24 protein-coding genes are annotated in these 23,633 nt (G+C 42.0%); 5 read left to right on the forward strand and 19 right to left on the reverse strand.

From position 1 onward, the window contains the following. Positions 1–10 precede the first annotated feature (10 nt). From galU to J7E52_RS09175, 4 genes are all read right to left on the reverse strand, one after another. Positions 11–886, reverse strand: coding sequence for a UTP--glucose-1-phosphate uridylyltransferase GalU (gene galU / locus J7E52_RS09160; protein WP_214745177.1), 876 nt, complete (start codon positions 884–886; stop codon positions 11–13). A 110-nt stretch (positions 887–996) separates the two neighbouring features. Continuing rightward, complete coding sequence (locus J7E52_RS09165) at positions 997–1,770, reverse strand: tyrosine-protein phosphatase (RefSeq protein WP_309476870.1); 774 nt, start codon at positions 1,768–1,770, stop codon at positions 997–999. A gap of 134 nt (positions 1,771–1,904) precedes the next feature. After that, positions 1,905–2,582 (reverse strand): CpsD/CapB family tyrosine-protein kinase, encoded by a 678-nt coding sequence (locus tag J7E52_RS09170; protein WP_214745181.1) that lies wholly within the window; start codon positions 2,580–2,582, stop codon positions 1,905–1,907. 36 nt (positions 2,583–2,618) lie between these two features. Beyond that, complete coding sequence (locus J7E52_RS09175) at positions 2,619–3,308, reverse strand: YveK family protein (protein ID WP_214745184.1); 690 nt, start codon at positions 3,306–3,308, stop codon at positions 2,619–2,621. A 463-nt stretch (positions 3,309–3,771) separates the two neighbouring features. On the opposite strand from J7E52_RS09175, the gene J7E52_RS09180 reads away from it, so the two are divergent. After that, positions 3,772–4,071: a helix-turn-helix domain-containing protein gene (locus J7E52_RS09180; protein WP_214745187.1), complete on the forward strand. Its 300-nt coding sequence runs from the start codon at positions 3,772–3,774 to the stop codon at positions 4,069–4,071. Positions 4,072–4,270: 199 nt separating this feature from the next. On the opposite strand, the gene J7E52_RS09185 is transcribed toward J7E52_RS09180, so the two are convergent. Continuing rightward, positions 4,271–4,474 (reverse strand): hypothetical protein, encoded by a 204-nt coding sequence (locus J7E52_RS09185; protein ID WP_214745188.1) that lies wholly within the window; start codon positions 4,472–4,474, stop codon positions 4,271–4,273. A 559-nt stretch (positions 4,475–5,033) separates the two neighbouring features. On the opposite strand from J7E52_RS09185, the gene J7E52_RS09190 reads away from it, so the two are divergent. From J7E52_RS09190 to J7E52_RS09200, 3 genes are all read left to right on the forward strand, one after another. Next, complete coding sequence (locus J7E52_RS09190) at positions 5,034–6,212, forward strand: MFS transporter (protein WP_214745190.1); 1,179 nt, start codon at positions 5,034–5,036, stop codon at positions 6,210–6,212. 166 nt (positions 6,213–6,378) lie between these two features. Continuing rightward, a complete protein-coding gene (locus J7E52_RS09195; protein WP_048681418.1) occupies positions 6,379–6,570 on the forward strand; it encodes a hypothetical protein in 192 nt (63 codons plus the stop codon). 127 nt (positions 6,571–6,697) lie between these two features. Next, a complete protein-coding gene (locus J7E52_RS09200) occupies positions 6,698–7,171 on the forward strand; it encodes a VOC family protein (protein ID WP_214745192.1) in 474 nt (157 codons plus the stop codon). Between the two features lie 49 nt (positions 7,172–7,220). Here J7E52_RS09200 and J7E52_RS09205 read toward each other — a convergent pair whose 3' ends face one another. From J7E52_RS09205 to J7E52_RS09270, 14 genes are all read right to left on the reverse strand, one after another. Further along, positions 7,221–9,104, reverse strand: coding sequence for a S8 family serine peptidase (locus J7E52_RS09205; protein ID WP_214745194.1), 1,884 nt, complete (start codon positions 9,102–9,104; stop codon positions 7,221–7,223). Positions 9,105–9,898: 794 nt separating this feature from the next. Further along, the gene (locus J7E52_RS09210; RefSeq protein ID WP_214745196.1) at positions 9,899–10,606 is read right to left on the reverse strand and encodes an ABC transporter ATP-binding protein; all 708 of its coding nucleotides are present in this window, start codon (positions 10,604–10,606) and stop codon (positions 9,899–9,901) included. Beyond that, the gene (locus J7E52_RS09215) at positions 10,606–11,388 is read right to left on the reverse strand and encodes an ABC transporter ATP-binding protein (RefSeq protein WP_034308746.1); all 783 of its coding nucleotides are present in this window, start codon (positions 11,386–11,388) and stop codon (positions 10,606–10,608) included. Before J7E52_RS09215 ends, J7E52_RS09210 begins: the two co-directional genes overlap by 1 nt. After that, positions 11,360–12,325 carry a branched-chain amino acid ABC transporter permease gene (locus J7E52_RS09220; protein WP_101222748.1) on the reverse strand — a complete coding sequence of 322 codons (966 nt, stop codon included), beginning with the start codon at positions 12,323–12,325 and terminating at the stop codon, positions 11,360–11,362. The genes J7E52_RS09215 and J7E52_RS09220 overlap by 29 nt, the downstream gene beginning before the upstream one ends. Positions 12,326–12,338: 13 nt before the next feature. Continuing rightward, positions 12,339–13,217 (reverse strand): branched-chain amino acid ABC transporter permease, encoded by an 879-nt coding sequence (locus J7E52_RS09225; protein WP_214745198.1) that lies wholly within the window; start codon positions 13,215–13,217, stop codon positions 12,339–12,341. Between the two features lie 161 nt (positions 13,218–13,378). Next, positions 13,379–14,557, reverse strand: a complete 1,179-nt coding sequence (locus tag J7E52_RS09230; protein WP_214745201.1) for an ABC transporter substrate-binding protein — start codon at positions 14,555–14,557, stop codon at positions 13,379–13,381. A 694-nt stretch (positions 14,558–15,251) separates the two neighbouring features. Then, a complete protein-coding gene (locus J7E52_RS09235; protein ID WP_214745203.1) occupies positions 15,252–15,959 on the reverse strand; it encodes an ABC transporter ATP-binding protein in 708 nt (235 codons plus the stop codon). After that, on the reverse strand, positions 15,959–16,738 hold the full coding sequence (locus J7E52_RS09240; RefSeq protein WP_214745206.1) for an ABC transporter ATP-binding protein: 780 nt from the start codon (positions 16,736–16,738) through the stop codon (positions 15,959–15,961). The genes J7E52_RS09235 and J7E52_RS09240 overlap by 1 nt, the downstream gene beginning before the upstream one ends. Then, a complete protein-coding gene (locus tag J7E52_RS09245; protein WP_214745208.1) occupies positions 16,713–17,684 on the reverse strand; it encodes a branched-chain amino acid ABC transporter permease in 972 nt (323 codons plus the stop codon). The genes J7E52_RS09240 and J7E52_RS09245 overlap by 26 nt, the downstream gene beginning before the upstream one ends. Before the next feature lie 13 nt (positions 17,685–17,697). Next, positions 17,698–18,576 carry a branched-chain amino acid ABC transporter permease gene (locus J7E52_RS09250; RefSeq protein WP_214745210.1) on the reverse strand — a complete coding sequence of 293 codons (879 nt, stop codon included), beginning with the start codon at positions 18,574–18,576 and terminating at the stop codon, positions 17,698–17,700. A 76-nt stretch (positions 18,577–18,652) separates the two neighbouring features. After that, on the reverse strand, positions 18,653–19,843 hold the full coding sequence (locus J7E52_RS09255; RefSeq protein WP_214745212.1) for an ABC transporter substrate-binding protein: 1,191 nt from the start codon (positions 19,841–19,843) through the stop codon (positions 18,653–18,655). Positions 19,844–20,031: 188 nt separating this feature from the next. Beyond that, positions 20,032–20,793, reverse strand: coding sequence for a tRNA threonylcarbamoyladenosine dehydratase (locus tag J7E52_RS09260; protein WP_214745214.1), 762 nt, complete (start codon positions 20,791–20,793; stop codon positions 20,032–20,034). A 111-nt stretch (positions 20,794–20,904) separates the two neighbouring features. Next, the gene (locus J7E52_RS09265; protein WP_309476871.1) at positions 20,905–22,053 is read right to left on the reverse strand and encodes a M20 family metallopeptidase; all 1,149 of its coding nucleotides are present in this window, start codon (positions 22,051–22,053) and stop codon (positions 20,905–20,907) included. A gap of 301 nt (positions 22,054–22,354) precedes the next feature. Next, positions 22,355–23,326, reverse strand: a complete 972-nt coding sequence (locus J7E52_RS09270; protein WP_214745216.1) for an NERD domain-containing protein — start codon at positions 23,324–23,326, stop codon at positions 22,355–22,357. A gap of 87 nt (positions 23,327–23,413) precedes the next feature. On the opposite strand from J7E52_RS09270, the gene J7E52_RS09275 reads away from it, so the two are divergent. After that, positions 23,414–23,633, forward strand: a 220-nt coding sequence (locus J7E52_RS09275) for a hypothetical protein (RefSeq protein ID WP_214745218.1), incomplete at its 3' end; no start/stop codon positions are given.

Raw genomic sequence — 23,633 nt, forward strand, 5'->3', positions numbered from 1 at the left:
CCAGTTATTCTTATATCTTTTGTTTTTCTAGTAGGTTCTCTATAAACTCTAAAACATCATCTTTTAGAGTTATATCATTCAAAGCAAACTCAATTGTCGTTTGGATAAACCCTAGCTTCTCCCCTACGTCAAATCGTTTCCCCTCAAAATCATAAGCAAATACTCGTTGAATTTCATTTAATTTTTGAATCGCATCAGTCAGCTGAATTTCTCCCCCTGCTCCTAGTTCTTGTTTTTCCAAGAACATAAATATTTCAGGTGTAAAAATGTATCTGCCCATGATTGCCAAGTTGGATGGGGCTGTACCCTTTGCAGGCTTTTCGACAAAGTTAGTTACTTCATAGCGTCGTCCATTTTGGTTACTAGGATCGACAATTCCATAACGATGAGTTTCTTCATTAGGAACAGTTTGTACACCGATGACAGAAGATAAGGTTTTATCATATTCATTCATTAACTGTTTTAGGCAAGGTGTTTCTGCTTGGACGATATCATCACCTAACAATACGGCAAATGGTTCATTACCAATGAATTTTCTTGCACACCAAACCGCATGGCCCAATCCCTTTGGATCTTTCTGTCTGATATAGTGAATATCTACTTTAGAAGGTGCTTGGACTTTCTCCAATAATTCAAATTTATTTTTCTCCATTAAATTGTTTTCCAGCTCAAACGCGTTATCGAAATGATCTTCAATTGCTCGTTTACCTTTTCCGGTAACAATAATAATATCCTCGATTCCAGATGCTACAGCCTCTTCAATAATATATTGAATGGTCGGTTTATCTACTATAGGAAGCATTTCCTTTGGCATTGCTTTGGTAGCTGGTAAGAATCTTGTTCCTAATCCTGCTGCTGGTATTATTGCTTTACGTACTTTTTTCATAAGATATCAGCCCTTTCTAGCTCTTTTATTCAAAAAAAAAACGATATATAGTTTTACATAGGCAAAAATTATATTATAATGATGAAAGCGTTTCCTAATTATCTATCATTCTAAAAGATTCCTAATATTCTCCTTTTGAATGGCACTGTTTTTTCAACAGCAGGACTTTGTCCTTTTATTAGCTGTTCAGCATTTTCTTTGAAATAAAATGTACGTTCTATCCCATATTCTTTTGTAATTTTTTCATAGGCTTGTTGTAACGTGAACCCCCTCGAGCCAATGTTATGGGCATCTGTTGCAATAAAATGAGTTAAATTGTGCTCAATTATTTTTTTTGAAAACGATTTAACGTTTTTCCCAAAGAGACCGATAATACTACCAGAGGTAAGTTGAGTTAACGCACCCTCCTGAACCAACTCAAATAATAGTTTATGATTCTCGATCAATTCTTTATTTCTTTCCGGGTGTACGATAATCGGTGTTATTCCTCTTAGCTGCAGCTCGTAAATCACTTCTTGGGTGTATGTAGGGACACTTCCCGACGGAAGCTCTAGTAGCAAATATGTACCATTATCGTCTAACGTTAAGATTTCTTCCTTTTCAATTGAAGTAAATATGTTCCGGTGAATTCTTACTTCTTGTCCGAGATGAATGGTAAGAGGAATATCCTCTTGTTGTAACCTTTCATTTAATCGCACTACACGATCAATGATACCACTCTTAACATTTACATATTTCTCATTTAAGTGATGTGGCGTTGCATATAAATGGGTGATTCCTGCTTCTACCGCCTTTTTTGCCATATTCAAGCTTTCCTTCATGTCAGCGGATCCATCATCAACTCCTGGTAGAATGTGACAATGTATGTCAATCAAATTTCTCACACTTCCTTTTATAAAAACGGGATAATGGGCTTAATCACTAAGAAATCAGATAGGAATTATTACCCTGACTAATAGTAGCATATAAAACTGCCATTAAACAGGGTGTTATTTTGTCGAATTTTGTTTTATGTTCATTAAGATTGATAGTAATAATAATTGCTGTTATCCGTTTCTACACCATTCAAAACGACTCCAAGCAAGGATGTATTAGCTTTCACTAAAAGCTCTTTTGCTTTTACTGCACTTTGTTTATTTGTCTTGCCGCTTGCCACTACCATTATAACGCCATCACATTTATTGGCTACAATTTGAGAATCCGGCACAACCAGAACGGGCGGTGTATCAAAAATGATATAATCATACATTCCTTTTAGTTCATCAATGGCTGTTTCTATCGCTTTGGAATTCAACAATTCCGAAGGGTTTGGCGGTATTGGTCCACTTGTGAGAATTTCCAGATTAGGCACATTCGTTTTTATGACTGCTTTTTCTATGCTCATATCCTTCGTTAGCACACTCGTAAGTCCCTCTATATTACTAAGGCTAAAAGCATAATGAACCGATGGTTTCCTTAAGTCTGCATCCACAAGCACAACTTTTTTATCCTCCTGCGCCAAAACGATGGCGAGGTTGGCGGCTGTGGTCGATTTTCCATCATTAGGCTCCGAAGAAGTTACCACAATGGTTTGTATTTCCTTATCAACTGAGGAAAATTGAATGTTCGTTCTAATTAATCTATATTGTTCAGTGATAGGTGACTTAGGGTTTGTCTCTGCAATCAAATTCACCTTTTTTTTATCTTTACTTCTCAAAAATCCCGCTTCCTTTCATACTGCTTCTTATCTTGTTTATCCTTTATTATGTACCTGTGTAATCTTTTGAATAGATCCAAGTATAGGTAACTCTAGGAGTCTCTCAATATCTTCCTCGTCCTTAATCGTATTGTCCATATACTCTAGTAGGAATGCCAAGCCTATTCCAGCCATCAATCCAACTATTACCGCAATTGCGATATTCAATAATGGATTAGGTTTTACAGGAGTAGGGTTCTCCTCTATTTTTGCCTTGGCAAGAACACTAACATTATCGACGTTCATGATATTTTTGATTTCCTTTTGGAAAGTTTCAGAAACAGTGTTTGCTATTTCTACAGCCTGTGACGGTTTACTATCTTGAACCGTTAAAGAGAAGACCTGCGAATTTTCTTGACTATTAATCGTGATTTTTTCACTTAGTTGTTCTACGCTTTGGTCTAATTCAAGCTCATCAATAACCTTATCCAAAATGGCGGGGCTTTTTATGATCACACTGTATGTATTGATCATGTCGATATTAGATCGTATTTGATTAGAGTCCAATAAGTTATCCGATTTTTTCTGATTAACAAGAATCTGTGTTGAAGATTCGTAAACGGGTGTTAATAAGAAATAAGAAATTGTTCCACTAATCAAAGCGGCAACTAATGTCAGCAGCATGATTAGCTTCCAACGTTTCTTTAATGTTTTAAAAATATCTTTAATACTAATAGTTTCTTCCATTTCATCCTCCTGATATGTTAAAAATGACCTATTGCATTATACCATAATATTGCCTACTTTTATGTATTTTCAAGGAAATTTACATGAAACTTACAATCTAAGAATACTTTTCAAATACCAAATTAATTTTACAAAAAAGAAAACACCAAATTTCTAAATTTAAAATATTGTATTAATGACAATTAAATTACTCATTTTCCAGAATATTTGCGCCTGAAATTTTAATAAACCTAAGTATACACTCATTACCATATTTTGTTATGCCTTTTTGTGATTTAACAATATTTTCTAAAAACAAACCTAACTAAATGCCTACCTAAACATAAAAATCCGTTTATACATATAATTGTGTCAAGTATTTTAGTGCCTAGTTATCATTAAAAATGTAAGGAAAATGTGTAAACTGAAAGTGATAGTTTAAATGTGTATATAATATTCATATTAATGGTTAGGTGTGGTCATTATGATAGGTTACCGAGTCAAGTCGCTTAGGGAAGAAAGGAAAATGTCAATTAGTGAACTCTCCGCAAAATCCGGCGTTGCCAAGTCCTATATAAGCTCACTGGAAAGAAACCTTCAAACAAACCCAACTATTTTAGTCTTGGAAAAAATCGCTAGAATCCTATGTATTAAGGTCGATGCTCTGTTAAATGAACAAGCAGTCAAGGTCATGGATGAAGAGTGGATGGAAATCATGCAGGATGTTATGGGGTCAGGAATATCGAAAGAGGAAATGCGCGAATTTATTCAAGATAGAAAGTGATGCCTATAAGGATTGAGAAGCTATGAAATCGCTTTCTTTTAGGTGCAATAAATAAAATTAAAGGGGGAACGTCGATTTAGCCACTTTCCCCCCTTTTACTACTTCTTCAACTTAAAATATTCCTGTAAAACCTCGAACCATATGTAATGCCCTTGGTCATAGGGATGGATGTTATCATTAGTCAGTATATCAGCCAATCTCATATTCTTTTTTTCAGCTTCTTTTCTATCTCTTCTTTACTATTCATATATGCCCATTTATTCGTTTTGGTGACCTGCTCGGAAGCTTGAATATAATCCAAATAATTAAACCCTAAACTATTCTTCGTTTTACAATTGGCAACTGGGTTTGGTGAAAATATTAGAACCTTTGCATTTGGCAGCTCTTTCTGTAACTTTGTCATGATGCTTTCCAAATCTTTTTCCGTCTGTTCAAAGCTTAATGATTGATAATGTTTATTATTAGCAAAATTATCAGATCTGGATCTTCTTGTATGAACGCTTCAATCAATTTTCTTTCCTTTTATCAAATCCTCTGTTGAAAACCCCTAATGTCCATGATTAATGAAACGAAGTGTCACGCGCAAACTCTTTTCTAAGCGCCCTGCATAATTTAGTAGAAATGAATCAAATGTCTCATATAAAAAGAAAGCGCTTTCATTTATAATTATCACAAGAAAACCAAGCCGAAAGGTGTGTTCAATATGGTAGGTGAAAATGAAGGGAATTTTTTAAAAGGACTTTTGTTTGGTACATCTTTGAGCATACCGTTATGGATTTCTTTTATTGGTTGGATAAAATTGATTATTAATAGTTTATTTTAGAGAGCCCTAGGGCTCTTTTTATTTTGTTGTAGTCAATATTACTTAGATTTATAGTGATCACTTAATTTTTATAGATTGTTCTTTATAACTTTAGTAAAATGAGAATGATAATTACTATCAATTAAGGAGAATAACTATTATGGGTGTACCCTTGTTAAAAGAAGAACTTCCGGTTGTTAATAAAATCTGGTCGCGTGATTTTATTATGATTTTCTTGGCTAACTTTTTTGTTTTTTTATCTTTTCAGATGACTTCCCCGACCCTTCCGCTTTTTGTAAAGGAGCTTGGCGGCAATGAACGGTATATTGGGTTAGTTGCTGGCATGTTTTTATTTTCTGCCCTGATTGTCCGACCCTTTGCTGGACAGGCCCTGGAAACAAAAGGCAGACGTTTTGTTTTCCTGTTCGGTCTAGCTCTTTTGGCTGTAGCGATTGGTTCGTTTGGATTTATGATGAGTATTTTCCTTCTATGTGCTATGAGGACTGTACAGGGGATTGGCTGGGGATATACGACCACCGCATCAGGTACGATTGCCTCCGATCTTATCCCAGCAAAGCGTCGGGGTGAGGGAATGGGATACTTCACTTTATCGGGTAATTTGGCGATGGCTTTTGGTCCTTCATTTGGGCTTTTGTTAGCGGATGTTTTAACCTTTCAACATTTGTTTTTATTTTGCGGTGTATTAAGCCTGGCAGCTTGGATCATGGCTTCAACAATTACTTATAAAAAAGTAGATCATGCTTCTGTCCCTGTTAAAACTAATAGGTTTGACATTTATGAAAAAAGCGCTGTTGCTCCGTCCGTTCTTGTTTTTTTCATTACGGTAACTTTTGGCGGGACTGCTACCTTCTTACCGCTTTATACAATCGAAAAAGGTCTGACAGGTATTCAAGGTTACTTTTTTCTTTACGCTTTAGCGCTTTTTTTCACACGGATGTTTGCTGGAAAAATCTATGATCAAAAAGGACATCAAGCTGTCTTCATTCCATCCACTCTTTTTATCGTAGTGGCGATGCTATTGCTAGCCTGGATGCCAAGTAACATGATTCTGTATATGGCAGCTATTTTTTATGGCATTGGATTCGGTGCTGTTCAACCGGCTCTTCAAGCGTGGTCTCTTGAACACGCTGCCCGAAATCGAAAAGGCATGGCCAATGCCACTTTCTATTCCTTCTTTGATCTTGGAATCGGTTTCGGGGCCATCCTCTTCGGTCAAATCGGCTATCTTTTCGGGTATATAAGCATTTACATAATGGCAGCAGTCTCTGTGGGGATTTCAATATTGGCTTACCTATGGATTTTAAGAAAAATGAATTAATTACACATTAAAGGACATCTTTGTGGATGTTCTTTATTTGCATCAGCACATTTTTTAATCCCATGTAAACTATGTTATGGTTTTATTTGTTTTAAGTAATGTTATTGTAATCCCTGTTTCCTTCTCTCTTTTTCGTTGTATTATAGAAAAAAAAGGAGTTTTGGGAATGATTATTCTGCAGTATATTGGAAAAGTTTTTTCATTCATGCATAAGGATATACCGGAAACTCATGTTAAATGCCATGTTTGTGCAGGTACAGGTGCCTACGATATTTATACAGATTGTCTTACCTGTAATGCAAAAGGGTTAATAAGTAAAGTTGAGTATAATAGGAGGCTTGAAGAGGGTGAGATTTAATGAATTTCATGAGGTCGATATATGTAATCAAAGAAGCAATATTGGCTATTGCTTCTTTTTTTTTGTCCCAAAACAGTGCCGTTTGCCCCTCACCTAAAAGGGTATTTTATTATCAGGGGGGATACATATGACAGCAATTACTCATGTTGGATTGGCTGTACCTGATTTGGATGCTGCGATTAAGTGGTATGAGCAGGTGTTGGGTTTCAGGTTATTGGCGGGTCCCTATTCGTTTGATGCGAGTGAGGAGAATGAATATAATATGACGAATGATCTTCTTGGTGATACTGTTAAGAAGATGCGTAATGCTCATTTGATGGCGGATAATGGAGTGGGGATAGAGCTTTTTGAGTTTGAGGAGCCGAGAATGCCTAAAGGTGAGAGTCGCGGTTATGAGGGCTTTTTTCATATTTGCTTAATATCGGATGATATTGAAAAGCTCGCTGATGATATTGCTGCTTCTGGCGGAAGAAGGCGAAGCGATATATGGAATACCTGGGAGAATAAGCCCTATTATTTAATCTATTGTGAGGATCCTTTCGGCAATATCATTGAGCTTTACAGCCGAAGCACGGAATTGATGTATGGAAATAAAGATTGATACAAGAGCAGCCCCCAATTTATTATTGGGGGCTGCTTTTGTTTTTCTATCACTTTTTAACCGTTACTCTTCTTGATTCACTTATGTTTTTCGCTTTGTCTTTGGCATAGGTATATAGGTTCTTCCCGGCTTTTTGCTTGGGGATTTTCACCGAGAATGTGCCTTTGGCCGTTGCTTTGGCAGAGCCGATCACTTTTCCTGATGCTTTGATGGATACCGTGGAGTTGGCTTCTGCTTTGCCTGTTACTTTTGTTGTTTTTGTGGTTACGGTGTTGACCGTAGGTTTACTTGGTGCTGTTTTGTCTGCGACGGTCACGGTTTTGATCGAGCTTATATTTCCTGCTTTATCGGTTGCTGTAACGGATAGGACTTTTCCGGCTTTTTGTTTTTTTGTCATCGTTACAGTGAAATTCCCAGCACTGTTCGAATTTGCTTTGCCTAGAACCGTACTGCCGGCTTTGACAGTGACGGAAGAGCTTGCTTCCGCTTTGCCGGTTACTTTGACGGTATTGTCACCTACCGTATTTACCGACGGTCTTGCAGGAGCCGTTTTATCTGCCACTTTAAATGAAACAGGTATACTTTTATTTCCCGAATTATCGATGACCCTAGTAAATATGGTCGTGCCTGCTGTTTGTTTTGCAATAGTCGCTGTAAACGTTTTTCCGCCGTTGATTTTCACTGTGGCGAGTTGTTTTTTATCGGTATAAATGGTGACGGTCCCCGTTTTGAAATCGGTCGGGATTTTCCCATTGATCTTGGTGTCTCTATCGGATATCGCGGTCACGGCCGGTTTGGTCAGCGTCTTCATCTCGAGTGCTTTTTTGGCATTGACCCGCCCGTTTCCATAGTATATGTCTTTCCCTTTTGCGCCTAGGTCCACGGCTGAATCATAGAGGCGGTATTCGACCTCCGTTGTGTTGAGTTTGGGCTCATGTGACCAAATCAGTGCCGCTACACCAGCAACCATCGGCGTGGCCATAGATGTTCCGCTCATCCAGCCGTATCTACCATATGGCAAGGTTGAAAGGATATCATCTCCAGGTGCCGCAATATCAACTGTTGAATGGTAATTGGAATAACTGGGACGCTTGTCACTTGAGTTAGTGGCAGCAACGGAAATGACGTGGCTGAATGCCGCTGGGTACACACGCTGTACATTTTTCCCCATATCCCCTTCATTCCCGGCAGCCGCGACAATCAGTACGCCTTTTTTATAGGCTTCCTGGACAGCCTTGTTCAAGGCCTCCGAGTAACTGGTGTCTCCTAAACTCATATTGATGATGTTTGCCTTTTGCTGAACGGCATAATGTATCGCTTCAATGATATCGGCAGTATCTGCATACTCCCCATCAAAGACATTGATCGGCATTAGTTTAACGTTCGGAGCAACACCCGTTCCGCCGATGCCGTTGTTCGCAGAACCGGCAATGATGCCAGCGATATGCGTTCCATGCGCCCCTTTTGGTACGATATGCTTCCGATTGCGTATCGTATCATAGGCATTGACAATCCTCCCTTTTAAATCTTCGTGGTTGCGATCGATGCCGTCGTCAATGATGGCCACGATCAATTCCTTTGATCCCATTGTTTTTGTCCACGCTGCATTCGTACCAAGCTTTTTATGGTGCCACTGGTCTATGTAGGCTGGATCGTTCGGGCTTTCCATCTTCTTGAAAAGATAGTTTGGTTCTGCATATTCCACATTCTTCTGTTCTTCAAGTTCCTCGATCAGGTTGTCGGTCGTTTCCCCTTTAGGAACCTCCACCTTTTCTATCAACTCGTTGATCGGCTCATCGTTTTTCTCTTTATATTTAACGATGACACCATCAGATTGCGGCGTCTCTTCCGCAGAAGCAGCATCTGGCTCGTAGATTGGCAGAATAATAAACAGTAATAATACCGGCAGTATAACCTGAATAAGTTTGTTCATACAATCACTCCAAAAAATATGATTAAGAATAGCTATCGATGAGGTTATATCATGAACCAATTCTACTATTATTCCTAACTAGATTGTATACCGTCTGATTTGGATTTACTAACCTTTTTATCTAGTTAAATTAACTTATTTGCACAAAAAAAACCGCCATAAAGCGGCTTCAGTTCGTCGGCAAAATGGGGTTCTACCTATATTTTAAATGAACGGAAGGTACGAGATTCCTGCGGGAAAAGCGCGGCCAATAGAGACCCCACAGGCGTAAAGGCGTCGAGGAGGCTCCCGGACCACCCGCGGAAAGCAAGTGCCTGGAGTGGAAATCAACGTTCGTATTTTACAAACCCTCAAAAAAACTGCAGGCAAAAGGAGTTCTATCTTACCGTTAAAATAAAATTGATTGGAACGGAAGGTACGAGACTCCTGCGGGAAAAGCGAGTCCAAGGGAGACCCCGCAGGCGCGACGCGGCGAGGAGGCTCCCGGACGCCCGCGGAAAGCGAGTGCCTAGAGAGGAAATCAAAACCCTCAAAAATACTGTAGGCAAAAGAAGTTTATCTTACTGTTAAAACAAAGTTGATTGGATCGGAAGGTACGAGACTCCTGCGGGAAAAGCGAGTCCAAGGGAGACCCCGCAGACGCGAAGCGTCGAGGAGGCTCCCGGACCGCCCGCGGAAAGCGAGTTCCTGGAAAGGAAATCAACGTTCTTATTTTACAAACCCTCAAAAAAAAACTGCAGGCAAACTCGCTTTCCTTCGAGTTTCCCTACAGTCTGAAACCGCTATAATGCGGTTTAATGTCCTCCTAAATAGGCATTCTTAATTTCTTCGCTTGCGGTCAGTTCCTCTGATTTACCTGATAGGACAATACGGCCGGTTTCGACAACATAGGCTCTGTCCGCGATGGATAGTGCCAAGTTGGCATTTTGTTCTACCAGCAGGATCGTTGTACCTGTTTTGTTGATTTCTTCAATGATATTAAAGATTTGCTTCACCAATAATGGCGCAAGTCCCATCGATGGCTCGTCCAATAACAGAAGCCGGGGCTTGGCCATGAGTGCCCTTCCCATTGCGAGCATTTGCTGTTCCCCGCCGGAAAGGGTTCCGGATTGCTGTTTCAGGCGCTCCAGCAAACGCGGGAATAATTCATAGACTTTCTCCATATCCTGCTTGATGCCTGCCTTATCTTTGCGTAAATAAGCACCAAGCTGAAGGTTTTCTTCAACGGACATGTTAGCAAAGACCCGCCGGCCTTCAGGGACATGGGAGATGCCCATTTTCACGATCGATTGTGCTGCCTTACCGCCGATGGATTGCCCTTCGTATATGATCTTCCCTTGTTTTAGTTTTAATAGGCCGGAAATGCTTTTAAGCAGCGTGCTTTTCCCGGCTCCGTTCGCCCCAATCAGGGTTACGATTTCGCCTTCATTAATAGAAAGCGAGATTCCCTTCAAGGCTTGAATGTTTCCGTAATAGACGTTGATGTCCTCGATTTTTAACATTATGAAACCTCCTCGCCCAGATAGGCCTCGATGACTTTTGGATTGTTACGGATTTCCTCAGGCTTTCCTTGAGCGATCAGTTGTCCGTGATCGAGTACGTATATGCGCTCGCAAACACCCATGACAAGCGGCATATCATGTTCTATCAATAATACGGTCAAATCGAATTTCTCACGGATGAGGGCAATTAGGTTCATTAGTTCGTGCGTTTCCTGGGGGTTCATCCCCGCAGCCGGTTCATCCAGCAAAAGAAGTTTCGGGTTGGCTGCAAGTGCACGGGCGATTTCCAAACGTCTTTGTTTTCCATATGGCAGGTTCTTCGCCTTTTCATCCTTATATTGATCGAGGTTGAAAATCTTCAGGAACTCGATCGCCTTTTCATCCATTTCCTTTTCGCCTTTAAAATGGATCGGCATGCGGAAGATCGAACTTAAGATGCCATGCTTCGAAAGTGAATGATAGGCCACTTTTACATTATCGATCACGGATAGTTCACTGAATAAGCGAATGTTCTGGAATGTCCGGCTGATCCCTTTTTGCGTGATTTTATATGGAGGCAGTTTTCTTAAGTTCTCACCTTCCAAAGAAATCGTGCCCTCCGTCGGGACGTAAACTCCTGTCAGCAAGTTAAAGAAAGTTGTTTTTCCAGCGCCGTTCGGACCGATCAAGCCAATCAGTTCTCCTGGATATAACTCGACGTTAACATCAGAAACGGCTTTAAGCCCTCCGAACTGGATGCCGACCGAATCGACTTTAAGCAGCGGTGTTTTTATTTTTTTCATGGCTGCTTCCTCCTTTACGTTTGAACATGGATGTTATTTCTTTAGTCCCCATTAAACCTTGTGGGCGATAGAGCATCATCACGATAAGCACAAGACTGTAGATGATCATTCTTGTTTCCGGATAATCCTGCAAGAAAGTCGTGACGACTGTCAGTAGTATAGCGGCCAATACGGCACCTGAAAGACTTCCAAGGCCGCCAAGCACGACTAGGATCAAAATATCAAATGATTTCAGGAATCCGAAGTTCGATGGCTGGATGATATAGAAGTTATGAGCGTAAAGCCCTCCAGCAATACCGGCAAAAAAAGCACCGATCGCAAATGCGACAACTTTGTAATAGGTCGTGTTGATTCCCATCGAATCGGCAGCCGTTTCGTCCTCGCGAATCGAAATGCAGGCCCTGCCATGGGTCGAGCTAGTAAAGTTTCGGATGACGATGATCGTAACGATGACGGAAGCGAATACCCACGGCCAAGTGGTCAAATGGGAAACCTGCATGCCGCTCGCCCCGCCGACATAATCGATATTCAAAAGCATGATCCGGACGATTTCACCAAAACCCAGGGTCGCAATCGCCAGGTAGTCACCTTTTAAGCGTAAGCTTGGAATTCCGATGATCAAGCCAGCCAGCGCTGACGCCAAACCGCCGACTATCAATGCCGCATAAAATGGCATTTCCAGCTTCATCGTCATAACGGCTGAAGCATAGGCACCGACTGCCAGGAATCCGGCATGTCCGATGGAGAACTGCCCGGTTATCCCGATGATCAAGTGCAGGCTCGCTGCCAGAATGATATTGATCCCGATGAACATGAGCGTATTTTGATAAAAAGGATTTAGCGATCCGCCGCCGATTAACACTTGAACTGCGGCGAAAAAGATCAATGATAGTGAAATCGAGAGCCAAAAACCTTTTGCTCGCTTAATTGTAGTCATTGCTTTGTCTCCCCTATACTTTTTCTTTTTTGTTTTTACCGAATAAGCCTTGTGGCATGAAAATCAAGATAAGAATCAGTACGACGAAGGCTACAGCATCACGCCATAATGAGTAACCGGCGGCACTGACCAAAGCTTCGATGACACCTAGCAATAGGCCACCGACCATCGCGCCCGGTATAATCCCGATTCCTCCAAGTACGGCGGCAACGAATGCCTTCAATCCCGGAAGCACACCCATGAGCGGCTCGATCTTGATATAGTAAATACCGAAAATGACGCCCGCTGCCCCAGCCAATGCGGAACCGATTGCAAAGGTGGCAGAAATCGTGTTATCGACATTTATTCCCATCAGCTTGGCTGCATCCGCATCGAAGGAAACGGCACGCATCGCTTTTCCTATTTTTGATTTATGAACGATGATTTGAAGGATGATCATTAGAAGTACGGCCACTCCAAAAATCAAAACCGATTGACTATTGATGGAAACGCCAAAAATATCGAACTTGTCAGCCGGCAATACATCATTCGGATAAGCTTCCGGCTGTGCACCGCGGACGTAGATGAATCCGTATTCGATCAAAAGGGAAACACCGATTGCAGTGATAAGTGCCGCAATACGTGTTGCGTTACGCAATGGCTTGTACGCGATACGCTCGATCAAAACCCCAAACAGTGCACAGACCGTCATCGAGATTAATAGGGCGGGAACGAATGACAGATCCAGGACCGTTATCGAATAAAACCCAACGAATGAGCCGACCATGAATACATCGCCATGTGCGAAGTTTATCAATTTTACAATCCCGTAAACCATCGTATATCCGAGAGCGATAAGGGCATAAATACTTCCTAGTGAAACCCCGTTTATTAACTGTTGTATCAATTCCATGTTCGACTCTCCTTGAAAATCTAATTTTATGAGTGATTAGTCCAGACTCTTTTCATTCCGCTATGGGGATGTCCAGCGAGCTGACATGCTTGAAAATGAGAATTCGCCAGCACCTTCATATGACGAAGGGCCGGCGAAAGGGTTGGAGTTGTTCTCCGAAATTAAGGATTGATTTTTGTGTTGAATACTTGTTTTCCCTCTTTAAATTCAAGGATGGTCGCAGATTTGATTGGATTATGCTTTTCATCCAATGTGAATGTACCTGTTACAAGCTCAAGGTCCGCCGTTTTTTCCAGCGCTTCTTTGATTTTTTCTGAATCCGCTGAACCAGCACGTTTAATCGCGTCTGCAAGGAAGTATCCTGTGTCATATCCTAGAGCGTTAAATGCATCCGGGGATTTATCTTTGTACTTCGCTTTAAACGCTGACACAAAATTCTGAATTTTCTCATCAGGGTCACCTGAAGAATAATGGTTCGTGATGAACGTGTTATTTAGAGCTTTTGCACCGGCAATTTCAACTAGCTTAGGAGAATCCCAGCCGTCGCCGCCCATGAATGGAACGTCAAGTCCAGTTTCGCGTGCCTGCTTTACGATCAAACCAGCTTCCTCATAGTAACCAGGAAGGAAAATGAAATCAGGTTTTGCCGATTTCAAACGAGTCAATGTGGAACGGAAATCAGTATCCTTCGCAATGTAAGCTTCCTCAGCAACGATCTTTCCGCCATTTTTTTCGAATTGTTCTTTAAAGGCTGCGGCTAACCCTTTTGAATAATCACTTGCGCTGTCAATATAGATGGCTGCACTTTTCGCTTTGATTTCAGAAGTGGCAAAATTTGCAGCTACCGTCCCTTGGAAAGGATCGATGAAGCTTGTCCTGAAAATGTAATCATTCAATTTATCCTTGCTGAAAGTGATTTCAGGGCTTGTACCAGAAGGTGAGATGACCGGCACTTTATTATCTTGGGCAATCTGTACTTGTGCAATCGAGTTCGTGCTTGTCGCTGCACCTACGATCGCTGCAACCTGATCTTGTGATGTCAGCTTGATCGCTCCGCTTGTCGCTTCTGACGCTTCAGATTTATTATCGACTTTTATAAGTTTGATTTTTTTACCGTCAATGCCTTCTTTATTGATTTCTGCAGTCGCAAGCTCCAGGCCTTCTGCAATCGATTGTCCATATGAGGCGACACCGCCAGATAATTCAAGGTTGACACCGATCTTGATCGTATCTCCATCACCGCTTGATTTTTCTGATGAACCAGAGCCGGAACAACCAGCCAGCACTCCTGCAGCAAGTGTTAGAGAAAGGAATGCACCTGCTAACTTTTTCTTTTTCATAAATAATCCCCCCGTTTAGTAATCATCGCTCTGATGCATGAATATTTATTCAAGATGCCTCAGAAAAAATTGATTAGATGAAATTTTTTAAATTAAATTAATATTTCGAAAAATAGTTTACCGCATAATTTTCATTCCGTCTATACAATAATTGTGAGAAGATTTCGCTAAATAGGATATTTTTCACAGGAAGTACTATATCGTTTTTATCTTTATATATTTTAAATATTGCAAAAATAGGCGGTATAAACAGAAAAAACTGATAATTTAATTATATTAATATTACAAACTCCTTATTTACTGCTCAAAAAATTTTATTCATTCTCTTATCTTTTTCATCCTATTACTTACATTTTTACCAAAATAGAAGGATATTGATAGGGAATTAAACCCAGTTTTTTTGTTCTTTTTTAGTCTTAATTCCTATATCAAAATTGAATAATACTATATTGGATGTATAAAATCATGCATGAAGCTCCTCTGCTTTTTTATCTTTCTGTATATTTTGCATAACCCGATCATCAAACAAAAAAACCGCCAAATGGCGGTTCTTGACTGTAGACAAACTCGATAATAATTGATTTTTGTATAATAAGAACGTTGATGGAACGTTAGGCGCCCTTTGACACGCTTTTCCCGCAGGAGTCTCGCATACTCGTTCCAATTAACTTTGCTCAAACCGCCAAACGGCGGTTCAATGGCCTCCTAAATAGGCCATTTTTATTTCTTCACTTGAAGTGAGTTCCTCGGCATTGCCCGAGAGGACGATTCGGCCCGTTTCAACTACATAAGCCCGGTCTGCAATCGATAATGCAAGGTTGGCGTTTTGCTCGACCAAAAGGATTGTTGTTCCGGTCTCACTGATTTCCTGGATGATGTTGAATATTTGCTTCACCAGAAGCGGTGCAAGGCCCATCGAAGGTTCATCGAGCAGTAATAAACGTGGTTTCGCCATTAATGCCCGGCCCATTGCAAGCATCTGCTGTTCACCGCCGGATAGTGTGCCGGCCTGCTGTTTGATTCTCTCCAACAGCCTCGGAAATAACTGATACACCTTTTCCATATCTTTATTGATGCCATCTTTGTCTTTCCGTAAATAGGCCCCAAGCTCCAGGTTTTCGGCAACCGTCATGTTGGCAAAGACACGTCGCCCCTCAGGTACATGGGATATGCCCATTTTCACGATGGACTGTGCAGCTTTCCCTCCAATCGGATCGCCTTCGAACAGAACCTTTCCTTGCTTTGGTTTTAACAGACCGGATATCGTTTTGAGCAACGTGCTTTTTCCCGCTCCGTTCGCCCCGATCAAAGTCACGATCTCCCCCTCGTTTATCTCCATGGAAACCCCTTTTAACGCTTGGATATTGCCATAATAAACATTGATGTCCTCTATTTTCAGCATCAGGAAACCTCCTCCCCTAAATATGCCTCGATAACCTTTGGATCGTTGCGGATTTGTTCCGGCTTTCCGTGAGCGATAAGCTGTCCATGATCAAGAACGTAAATCCGTTCGCATACCCCCATGACCAGTGACATATCATGTTCGATGAGCAAAACGGTAAGGTTGAATTCCTTCCGGATAAAAGCAATGAGGTTCATTAATTCTTTCGTTTCATGCGGGTTCATCCCGGCTGCTGGTTCGTCCAGTAAAAGAAGCTTTGGATTGGCGGCAAGGGCACGGGCGATTTCCAGCCGCCTTTGCTGTCCGTATGGAAGATTCTTCGCTTTTTCATCCTTAAAATGGTCGAGATTGAAAATCTTCAAGAATTCCAGCGCCTTTTCATCCATTTCCTTTTCCCCGGAAAAATGTTCCGGCAACCGGAATATGGAGCTTGGAATTCCATGCTTGGCAAGCGAGTGGTAAGCAACCTTCACGTTATCGATCACGGATAACTCACTGAAGAGGCGAATGTTTTGAAAGGTCCTCGAGATCCCTTTTCGGGTAATTTTATAAGGCGGCTGCTTATTCAGGTTTTCCCCGTTCAAGGCAATCGTTCCTTCTGTAGGGACATACACACCCGTCAATAAATTGAAGAAGGTCGTTTTCCCAGCTCCATTCGGCCCGATCAGGCCTACAAGTTCCCCCGGAAATAATTCCACGTTCACATCGGACACAGCTTTCAATCCGCCAAAACGGATACCCACCGAATCTACTTTAAGCAACGGTATTGTGGCTTCCATCCTTTGGGCCCCCTTTCGTTTTTTTATGTGTGAACAATGATGTGATCTCTCTTGTTCCCATTAAACCCTGCGGGCGGAAAATCATCATCAGGATCAGGACAAGGCTGTAGATGATCATCCTCGTTTCCGGATAATCCTGAAGGAATGTCGTCACGATCGTCAGTAAAATTGCGGCCAAAACCGAACCTGAAAGACTTCCAAGACCGCCAAGTACGACGAAAATCAGTATATCGAAGGATTTTAGGAAACCGAAATTAGACGGCTGGATTATATAGAAATTATGGGCATAAAGCGATCCGGCGATTCCGGCAAAAAAAGCTCCGATGACAAAAGCCGCCACTTTATAATAGGTCGTATTGATTCCCATCGCATCAGCTGCCGTTTCATCTTCCCTTACGGATATGCATGCACGACCGTGAGTCGAATTGGTGAAATTCCTGATGACTATGACGGTGATCATCACACAGGCAAAAACCCATGGCCAAGTAGTCAGGTGGGATACCTGCATCCCGCTTGCCCCGCCTACATAGTCAATATTCAAAAGGACGATCCGGACAATTTCCCCAAATCCAAGCGTAGCTATCGCCAGGTAATCCCCCTTCAGACGCAAGCTCGGTACCCCGATCACCATGCCCGCAACAGCGGCTATTACGCCCCCAGCCAATACAGCCATGATGAAAGGAAGTTCCAGCTTCATTGTCATGACTGCCGAAGCATAGGCCCCTACCGCTAAAAAACCTGCATGTCCGATCGAGAACTGCCCGGTTATTCCAATGATTAAATGCAGGCTCGTCGCCAGCATGATATTGATGCCGATGAACATGAGCGTGTTGATATAAAATGGGTTGAGCATTCCGTTTGAAATGGTGTACTGCATGATTCCGAAAAAAATAAGTGCGAGCACGATCGAGAGCCAAAAACCCTTTGAATTCTTTAAAGTAGTCATCGCTATGTCTCCCCTATACTTTTTCTCTTTTATTTTTACCGAACAGTCCCTGCGGCAAGAAAATCAAAATCAAGATAAGTACGACGAAAGCCACACCATCGCGCCATAGTGAATAACCGGCAGCACTGACCAAAGCCTCGATCACTCCAAGCAGAAGACCGCCGACCATCGCGCCCGGAATGATGCCGATGCCGCCCAAGACTGCGGCAACAAATGCTTTAAGGCCAGGAAGGACACCCATCAACGGCTCGATTTTAATATAGTAGATTCCAAAAATGACACCAGCCGCCCCTGCAAGGGCCGAACCTATGGCGAACGTAGCTGAAATCGTATTATTCACATTGATTCCCATCAGCTTGGCCGCTTCGGAATCGAATGAAACGGCACGCATCGCTTTGCCGATTTTGGTTTTATGGACAACGAATTGTAGGATGATCATTAATATGATGGAAACGGATAAGATCAATATCGATTGACTGCTGATGGAAACTCCGAATATATCGAGTTTATCCATCGGAAGGACATTATTTGGATAGGCTTCCGGCTGGGCGCCCCGGATGTAAATCAGCCCGTTTTCTATCAGAAGGGAAACACCGATGGCCGTTATCAAGGCCGCAATCCGTGTTGCATTACGAAGGGGTTTATAAGCAATGCGTTCAATTAAAACGCCAAAGATGGCACATGAGACCATTGAAATCAATAAAGCTGGGATGAAGGATAAGTCCATTACGGTAATGGCGTAAAACCCTACAAATGAACCGACCATGAATACGTCGCCATGGGCGAAGTTTATGAGCTTGACGATTCCATATACCATCGTATAACCAAGCGCGATCAAAGCATAAATGCTTCCGAGTGAAATGCCATTTACCAATTGCTGAATCAGTTCCATATTGCACTCTCCCCGTTAAGGTGTTTTTTAAGTGAATATAGAATAGGGGGGACATGCCCCCTATCCACGTAAGGTATTATGGATTGATTTTTGTTTTGAATGTTTGTTTGCCATCCACATATTCCAAGATGGTCGCCGATTTGATCGGATCATGGTTTTCATCAAGGTTCAGCGTTCCGGAAACTAATTGAAGATCTTTGACATCTTCCAGCGCTTGTCTGATTTTTTCGGGAGAAGCATCACCGGATCTCTTGATGGCATCAGCCAGGTAGTAGCCAGTGTCATAGCCAAGTGCGGCAAAGGCATCCGGTGTTTTATTGTATTCCTTTTTGAAGGCTGCAACGAAATCCTGGATTTTTGCATCTTCATCTTCCGGGGAATAGTGATTCGTGATATAGGTATTTTTTAAAGCATCCGCTCCGGCAATTTCAACGACCTTCGGGGAATCCCAGCCGTCTCCGCCCATGAATGGAAGGTCTATGCCGTCTTCACGTGCCTGTTTTAAAATCAATCCGACTTCCTCATAATAACCAGGAAGGAAAACGAACTCCGGTTTTGCGGATTTGATACGTGTCAATGTAGAGCGGAAATCAGTATCTTTCGTTACATAAGCTTCTTCAGCCACGATTTTACCGCCCTTGGCAGTGAACGCTTCTTTAAAAGCTGCGGCCAATCCTTTGGAATAATCACTTGCGCTATCCACATAGATCGCAGCCGTCTTTGCCCCTATTTCGTCAGTTGCGAAATTGGCAGCCACCGTACCTTGGAATGGATCGATAAAGCAAGTCCTGAACACATAATCATTTAACTTTCCAGCTTTGTTGGTGATGTCGGGATTTGTTGCAGTTGGTGTGAGTAGAGGAACTTGATTATCCTGTGCGACCTGAACCTGTGCCAATGTATTAGTGCTTGTCGCAGATCCGACTACAGCCACAACCTTGTCCTGGCTGACCAGCTTGATCGAACCGCTTGTAGCTTCTGCAGCATCTGATTTATTATCAACCTTAACGATTTCCAGTTTTTTTCCGTCGATGCCCTCTTTATTAATCTCATCGATGGCCAGTTGCAAACCATCGGCAGCCGATTGGCCGAATGATGCCGTACCTCCGGACAATTCAAGGTTGGCCCCAATTTTGATTGTGTCACCTGAGTTTGAAGAACCCCCGCCTGAACTGCTAGTTTTCGAGTCGCCGCCACTACAACCTGCCAGCGCACCTGCAACCAATGAAAGTGATAGAAACACTCCTGCTAGCTTTTTATTCTTCATTTGAAACCCCCTTGTTTTCTATGCTATTTTGATTAAACAGAATATTTGAATAAAAATAATATTCTGAAAATAGTGTATCTCATTCTTTCGACCCCGTCTATAAGATATGGATAAAAAAGTTATTTAAAGGGAATATCTACTATTCGACACAAAAAAACTGACCCTTTATAGAGTCAGTTAACTTCTTATCAATCGTTTACACGGCGAACTTCAATGTCTTTTAAAATATCATTGATCACCCAGCTAGCTGCAATCAAGCCCGCTACGGATGGTACGAAAGCATTCGAAGATGGCGGCATTTGGGCTTTACGGATTTTTGCCTCATCATTGCCGACTTCTTTTCGGACATCCTCACGAATGACAATAGGGCTCTCGTCGGAGAAGACAACCGGAATTCCCTTTGTTATGCCCTCTTTACGCAATCTAGTACGAATGACCTTGGCAAGCGGATCGGTATGCGTTTTGGAGAGATCGGCAATTTGAAAACGCGTCGGGTCCATCTTATTGGCGGCCCCCATGCTTGAAATCACCTTGATATTCCGTTTCAGGCATTCCTTCATCACATGCATCTTATAAATGACCGTATCTGACGCATCAATGACATAGTCCAGGCCATAACTGAAGAATTCCTCAAACGTTTCTTCTGTATAGAACATTTTTAGAGCGATCACTTCGCAGTCGGGATTGATGTCTTGAATGCGATTTTTCATCAATTCCGCTTTCGGTTGACCGACTGTTGATAATAGAGCATGGATCTGCCTGTTTACATTTGTGATGTCGACATCGTCTTTATCCACAAGAATAATACGGCCTACCCCCGTACGTGCCAACGCCTCGGCTGAAAATGAACCAACGCCTCCTACACCAAGGACAGCAACGGTCGTGTTTTTCAGTATATCGATTCCTTCCTTGCCAATTGCCAATTCATTTCGTGAAAACTGATGCAGCATATATATTCAACTCCAATAAATTCTGTTCTTATTTAGCTTCCCAATTAACAATATATCATAAACATCATTTATGACAAGCGAAATATGAGCAGTCTAATCGGAATTGGTTCTCTAGTTCATTTTTGATAATTTTTGAAGGACGGTCGCCAAAAGGAGAGTCCTTTCCGTCAGGCTCGGAATTTCCAAATACTCCTCTTCACTATGTGCATTCCCTCCAATGGGCCCGAGTCCGTCCACTGTCGCGATTCCCAATTCAGAAGTGATGGAAGCATCCGAACCTCCACCAGTGGCCGTATCCGTGATTTCGATGCCGATTTCCTTCCCCGCCTGACGGATCGTATCTAATAGCAAGTTCGTTTTCTCATTCTTTTCCATGGGGGAACGGTCCATTTTCCCGCTTAAGGTCGTTTTCGTTCCTGGAATATAGGTTTCAGCGCAGATTTTTTTCAGCTGCTTGAGGATGATGCCTTCTTGCTTTTTTTCCGAAATCCGCACATCCACGAAAGCAGCCGCATGGGAAGCGATCATGTTGACAGCGGAGCCTCCTTCAATTATACCGACATTAACGCCGATTCCTTTCTTTTGATCATTCAGTCGGTGTAAGGCGATGATCTTATGGGCCAATTCTTCAATCGCACTTCGTCCCTTTTCCGGTTCGATCCCTGAATGGGCGGCCACCCCGACGATATCCACTTTGAACTGTCCGCAGCCCCTTCTTGCCGTGACAAGCGAACCGTCCGCCCTTGCCGGTTCAAGAATTAACGCGAACTTCTTATCGGCTGCTTTTTCCGATATGAGTGAAGCGGACGACGGAGACCCGATCTCCTCATCGCTATTAAGAATGATTTGGATATGCTTATAGCCTGTCTGCCCCGTCTGTTTCAAGCAATGGATCGCATAAAGAAGCTCAACCAAACTAGACTTCATATCCGCTACACCAGGACCGTATGCCCGATTTCCTTTCACCTTAAAAGGACGTTTCTGCGCTGTCCCTTCCGGAAAAACCGTATCCATATGGGCAACGATCAGAATATGCGGTTGATGTGCCTCACGATGCTGGATCACCAGCTGATTGCCATATTTCTGTTGCTCAACTGTATTCACAATAAAATCCAGACTTTCAAATTTCTTTTTTAAAATCGAACCAATTTCATCAATACCTTTTTTCGTATGAGAACCACTATCTATATTCACTAGCCGCTCCACTAATTGAAGCATTTCCTTCCTCTTTGCATACAATAAATCCTTCAAAGCCCTCACTACTTTCTATCCTTGGCTGACTATTGCTCAACCTTACTATAATTTACGAATCTATATTGCCGAATGTTACTTAAATGGGAAGATTTGAAGTTTATTTAAGGGTTTTTGGGGATTTTTCTTTAGTTCGGGGTGTTTATTCGTGAGTTTCCGCCATTTACTCGTGAGTTTGGGGTGTTTATTCGTGAGTTTGGGCCCTTTACTCGTGAATTTGCACTATTTACTCGTGAGTTTCCGCCGTTTACTCGTGAGTTTGGGCCCTTTACTCGTGAATTTGCACCATTTACTCGTGAGTTTCCGCCATTTACTCGTGAATTAATCCCTCAAGTCTATAAGCTCTATTTTTAAATTGCCCCGAATAAGGCAATTCCAGTGCAGAGAGCATCCGTTGCATGATATCAATTGAATCTATTTGTAAAAAGAGCCGTGCTTGTTTATTCGTAATATTGGGTTTTATGAGAAGAGCAAAATCACGAAGAGTTTGAATGTGGGCATCCTTTGAAGTGTAAGAACATTGACTGCATGACCATTTGCCCCAGTGATATTGCATATGGAGAGCTAAACAATCAGGACATTGAACGCTTTTGAGCAGATCATGCTCATCGATTTGATACAATTCGAGTATATCAGGATTATGCGGAGTGTTTTTTTGCAGAATTGTGTTCGAAAGTCTATTTCTCTGCCTTTGGGTTAATTGCTCAGAAGGATACTTTTCTTCAAGGGTGTGAATTTTGGAGATCAGTGTTTCTTTTCCCGTGATTTTTTTGAAAATGGGGGTAAAACCTGGGGTAGTCCTGATGATGGTATTCGAGTTTGCATTGGCAATAAGCGTTTCAATCGGCAGCGAAGGGATTTTGTGAAAAGTAAGCCAATCATTTAATCGGGACTTTTGCACGTCAACCTGGATTAGTGGATCCAGATATGCCTGTTCCTGTCCATCCTTTGTCCGAATCAATTGGGGATAGTTACGGTCAAAATAGAGCGTTCCCGCAAAGTTTTTCACTTCAATGATGATACAGTAATTCCGGGTGATTATTAGGAAATCCATTTGAAAATAACCACTCCCATCATAGCCTAACCTCAAATCATGAAACACTCGATATTCTTTCGGAAGATTCTTCAACTCTTTTCCAATACTCCGCTCACCGTTAAATCCTGTACGGATTTTCCGGAAATCGTTCCTTATTCTTTCCTGTTTTGGATGATTTGCTGATAGCCTCCTGCTTAATGCCTCCAGTTTGAGCATTTTCATAGGCTTTTCACACGGTTTTAGCATCCATACATCAACTCCTTCTCCTTTACCTTCTTTGTTTATGCCCTTTTTTCCTGCTAGGATACTGAAATCAGGCGTTTTACCGTTAGTTTGGCTCGTTTATTGGTGAATTTCCGCCGTTTACTCGTGAATTCTCGCCGTTTACTCGTGAATCTGCGTTTTACTCGTGAATTCTCGCCGTTTACTCGTCAATTCGCATTTTACTCTGAGTTCACGCCTTTTACTCGTGAATTTCCGCCATTTACTCGTGAATTCTCGCCGTTTACTCGTGAATTCACACTATTTACTCGTGAATTCTCACCTTTTACTC

The organism is Bacillus sp. ISL-34 (assembly GCF_018613325.1).
Classification (GTDB): Bacteria; Bacillota; Bacilli; order Bacillales; family DSM-1321; genus Peribacillus.

Coding starts and splice junctions, on each gene's coding strand:
- galU (WP_214745177.1), bottom strand. CDS start 886: ATGAAAAAAGTACGTAAAGCAATAATACCAGCAGCAGGATTAGGAACA.
- J7E52_RS09175 (WP_214745184.1), bottom strand. CDS start 3,308: ATGGAAGAAACTATTAGTATTAAAGATATTTTTAAAACATTAAAGAAA.
- J7E52_RS09180 (WP_214745187.1), top strand. CDS start 3,772: ATGATAGGTTACCGAGTCAAGTCGCTTAGGGAAGAAAGGAAAATGTCA.
- J7E52_RS09185 (WP_214745188.1), bottom strand. CDS start 4,474: ATGACAAAGTTACAGAAAGAGCTGCCAAATGCAAAGGTTCTAATATTT.
- J7E52_RS09190 (WP_214745190.1), top strand. CDS start 5,034: ATGGGTGTACCCTTGTTAAAAGAAGAACTTCCGGTTGTTAATAAAATC.
- J7E52_RS09195 (WP_048681418.1), top strand. CDS start 6,379: ATGATTATTCTGCAGTATATTGGAAAAGTTTTTTCATTCATGCATAAG.
- J7E52_RS09200 (WP_214745192.1), top strand. CDS start 6,698: ATGACAGCAATTACTCATGTTGGATTGGCTGTACCTGATTTGGATGCT.
- J7E52_RS09205 (WP_214745194.1), bottom strand. CDS start 9,104: ATGAACAAACTTATTCAGGTTATACTGCCGGTATTATTACTGTTTATT.
- J7E52_RS09210 (WP_214745196.1), bottom strand. CDS start 10,606: ATGTTAAAAATCGAGGACATCAACGTCTATTACGGAAACATTCAAGCC.
- J7E52_RS09215 (WP_034308746.1), bottom strand. CDS start 11,388: ATGAAAAAAATAAAAACACCGCTGCTTAAAGTCGATTCGGTCGGCATC.
- J7E52_RS09220 (WP_101222748.1), bottom strand. CDS start 12,325: ATGACTACAATTAAGCGAGCAAAAGGTTTTTGGCTCTCGATTTCACTA.
- J7E52_RS09225 (WP_214745198.1), bottom strand. CDS start 13,217: ATGGAATTGATACAACAGTTAATAAACGGGGTTTCACTAGGAAGTATT.
- J7E52_RS09230 (WP_214745201.1), bottom strand. CDS start 14,557: ATGAAAAAGAAAAAGTTAGCAGGTGCATTCCTTTCTCTAACACTTGCT.
- J7E52_RS09235 (WP_214745203.1), bottom strand. CDS start 15,959: ATGCTGAAAATAGAGGACATCAATGTTTATTATGGCAATATCCAAGCG.
- J7E52_RS09240 (WP_214745206.1), bottom strand. CDS start 16,738: ATGGAAGCCACAATACCGTTGCTTAAAGTAGATTCGGTGGGTATCCGT.
- J7E52_RS09245 (WP_214745208.1), bottom strand. CDS start 17,684: ATGACTACTTTAAAGAATTCAAAGGGTTTTTGGCTCTCGATCGTGCTC.
- J7E52_RS09250 (WP_214745210.1), bottom strand. CDS start 18,576: ATGGAACTGATTCAGCAATTGGTAAATGGCATTTCACTCGGAAGCATT.
- J7E52_RS09255 (WP_214745212.1), bottom strand. CDS start 19,843: ATGAAGAATAAAAAGCTAGCAGGAGTGTTTCTATCACTTTCATTGGTT.
- J7E52_RS09260 (WP_214745214.1), bottom strand. CDS start 20,793: ATGCTGCATCAGTTTTCACGAAATGAATTGGCAATTGGCAAGGAAGGA.
- J7E52_RS09270 (WP_214745216.1), bottom strand. CDS start 23,326: ATGCTAAAACCGTGTGAAAAGCCTATGAAAATGCTCAAACTGGAGGCA.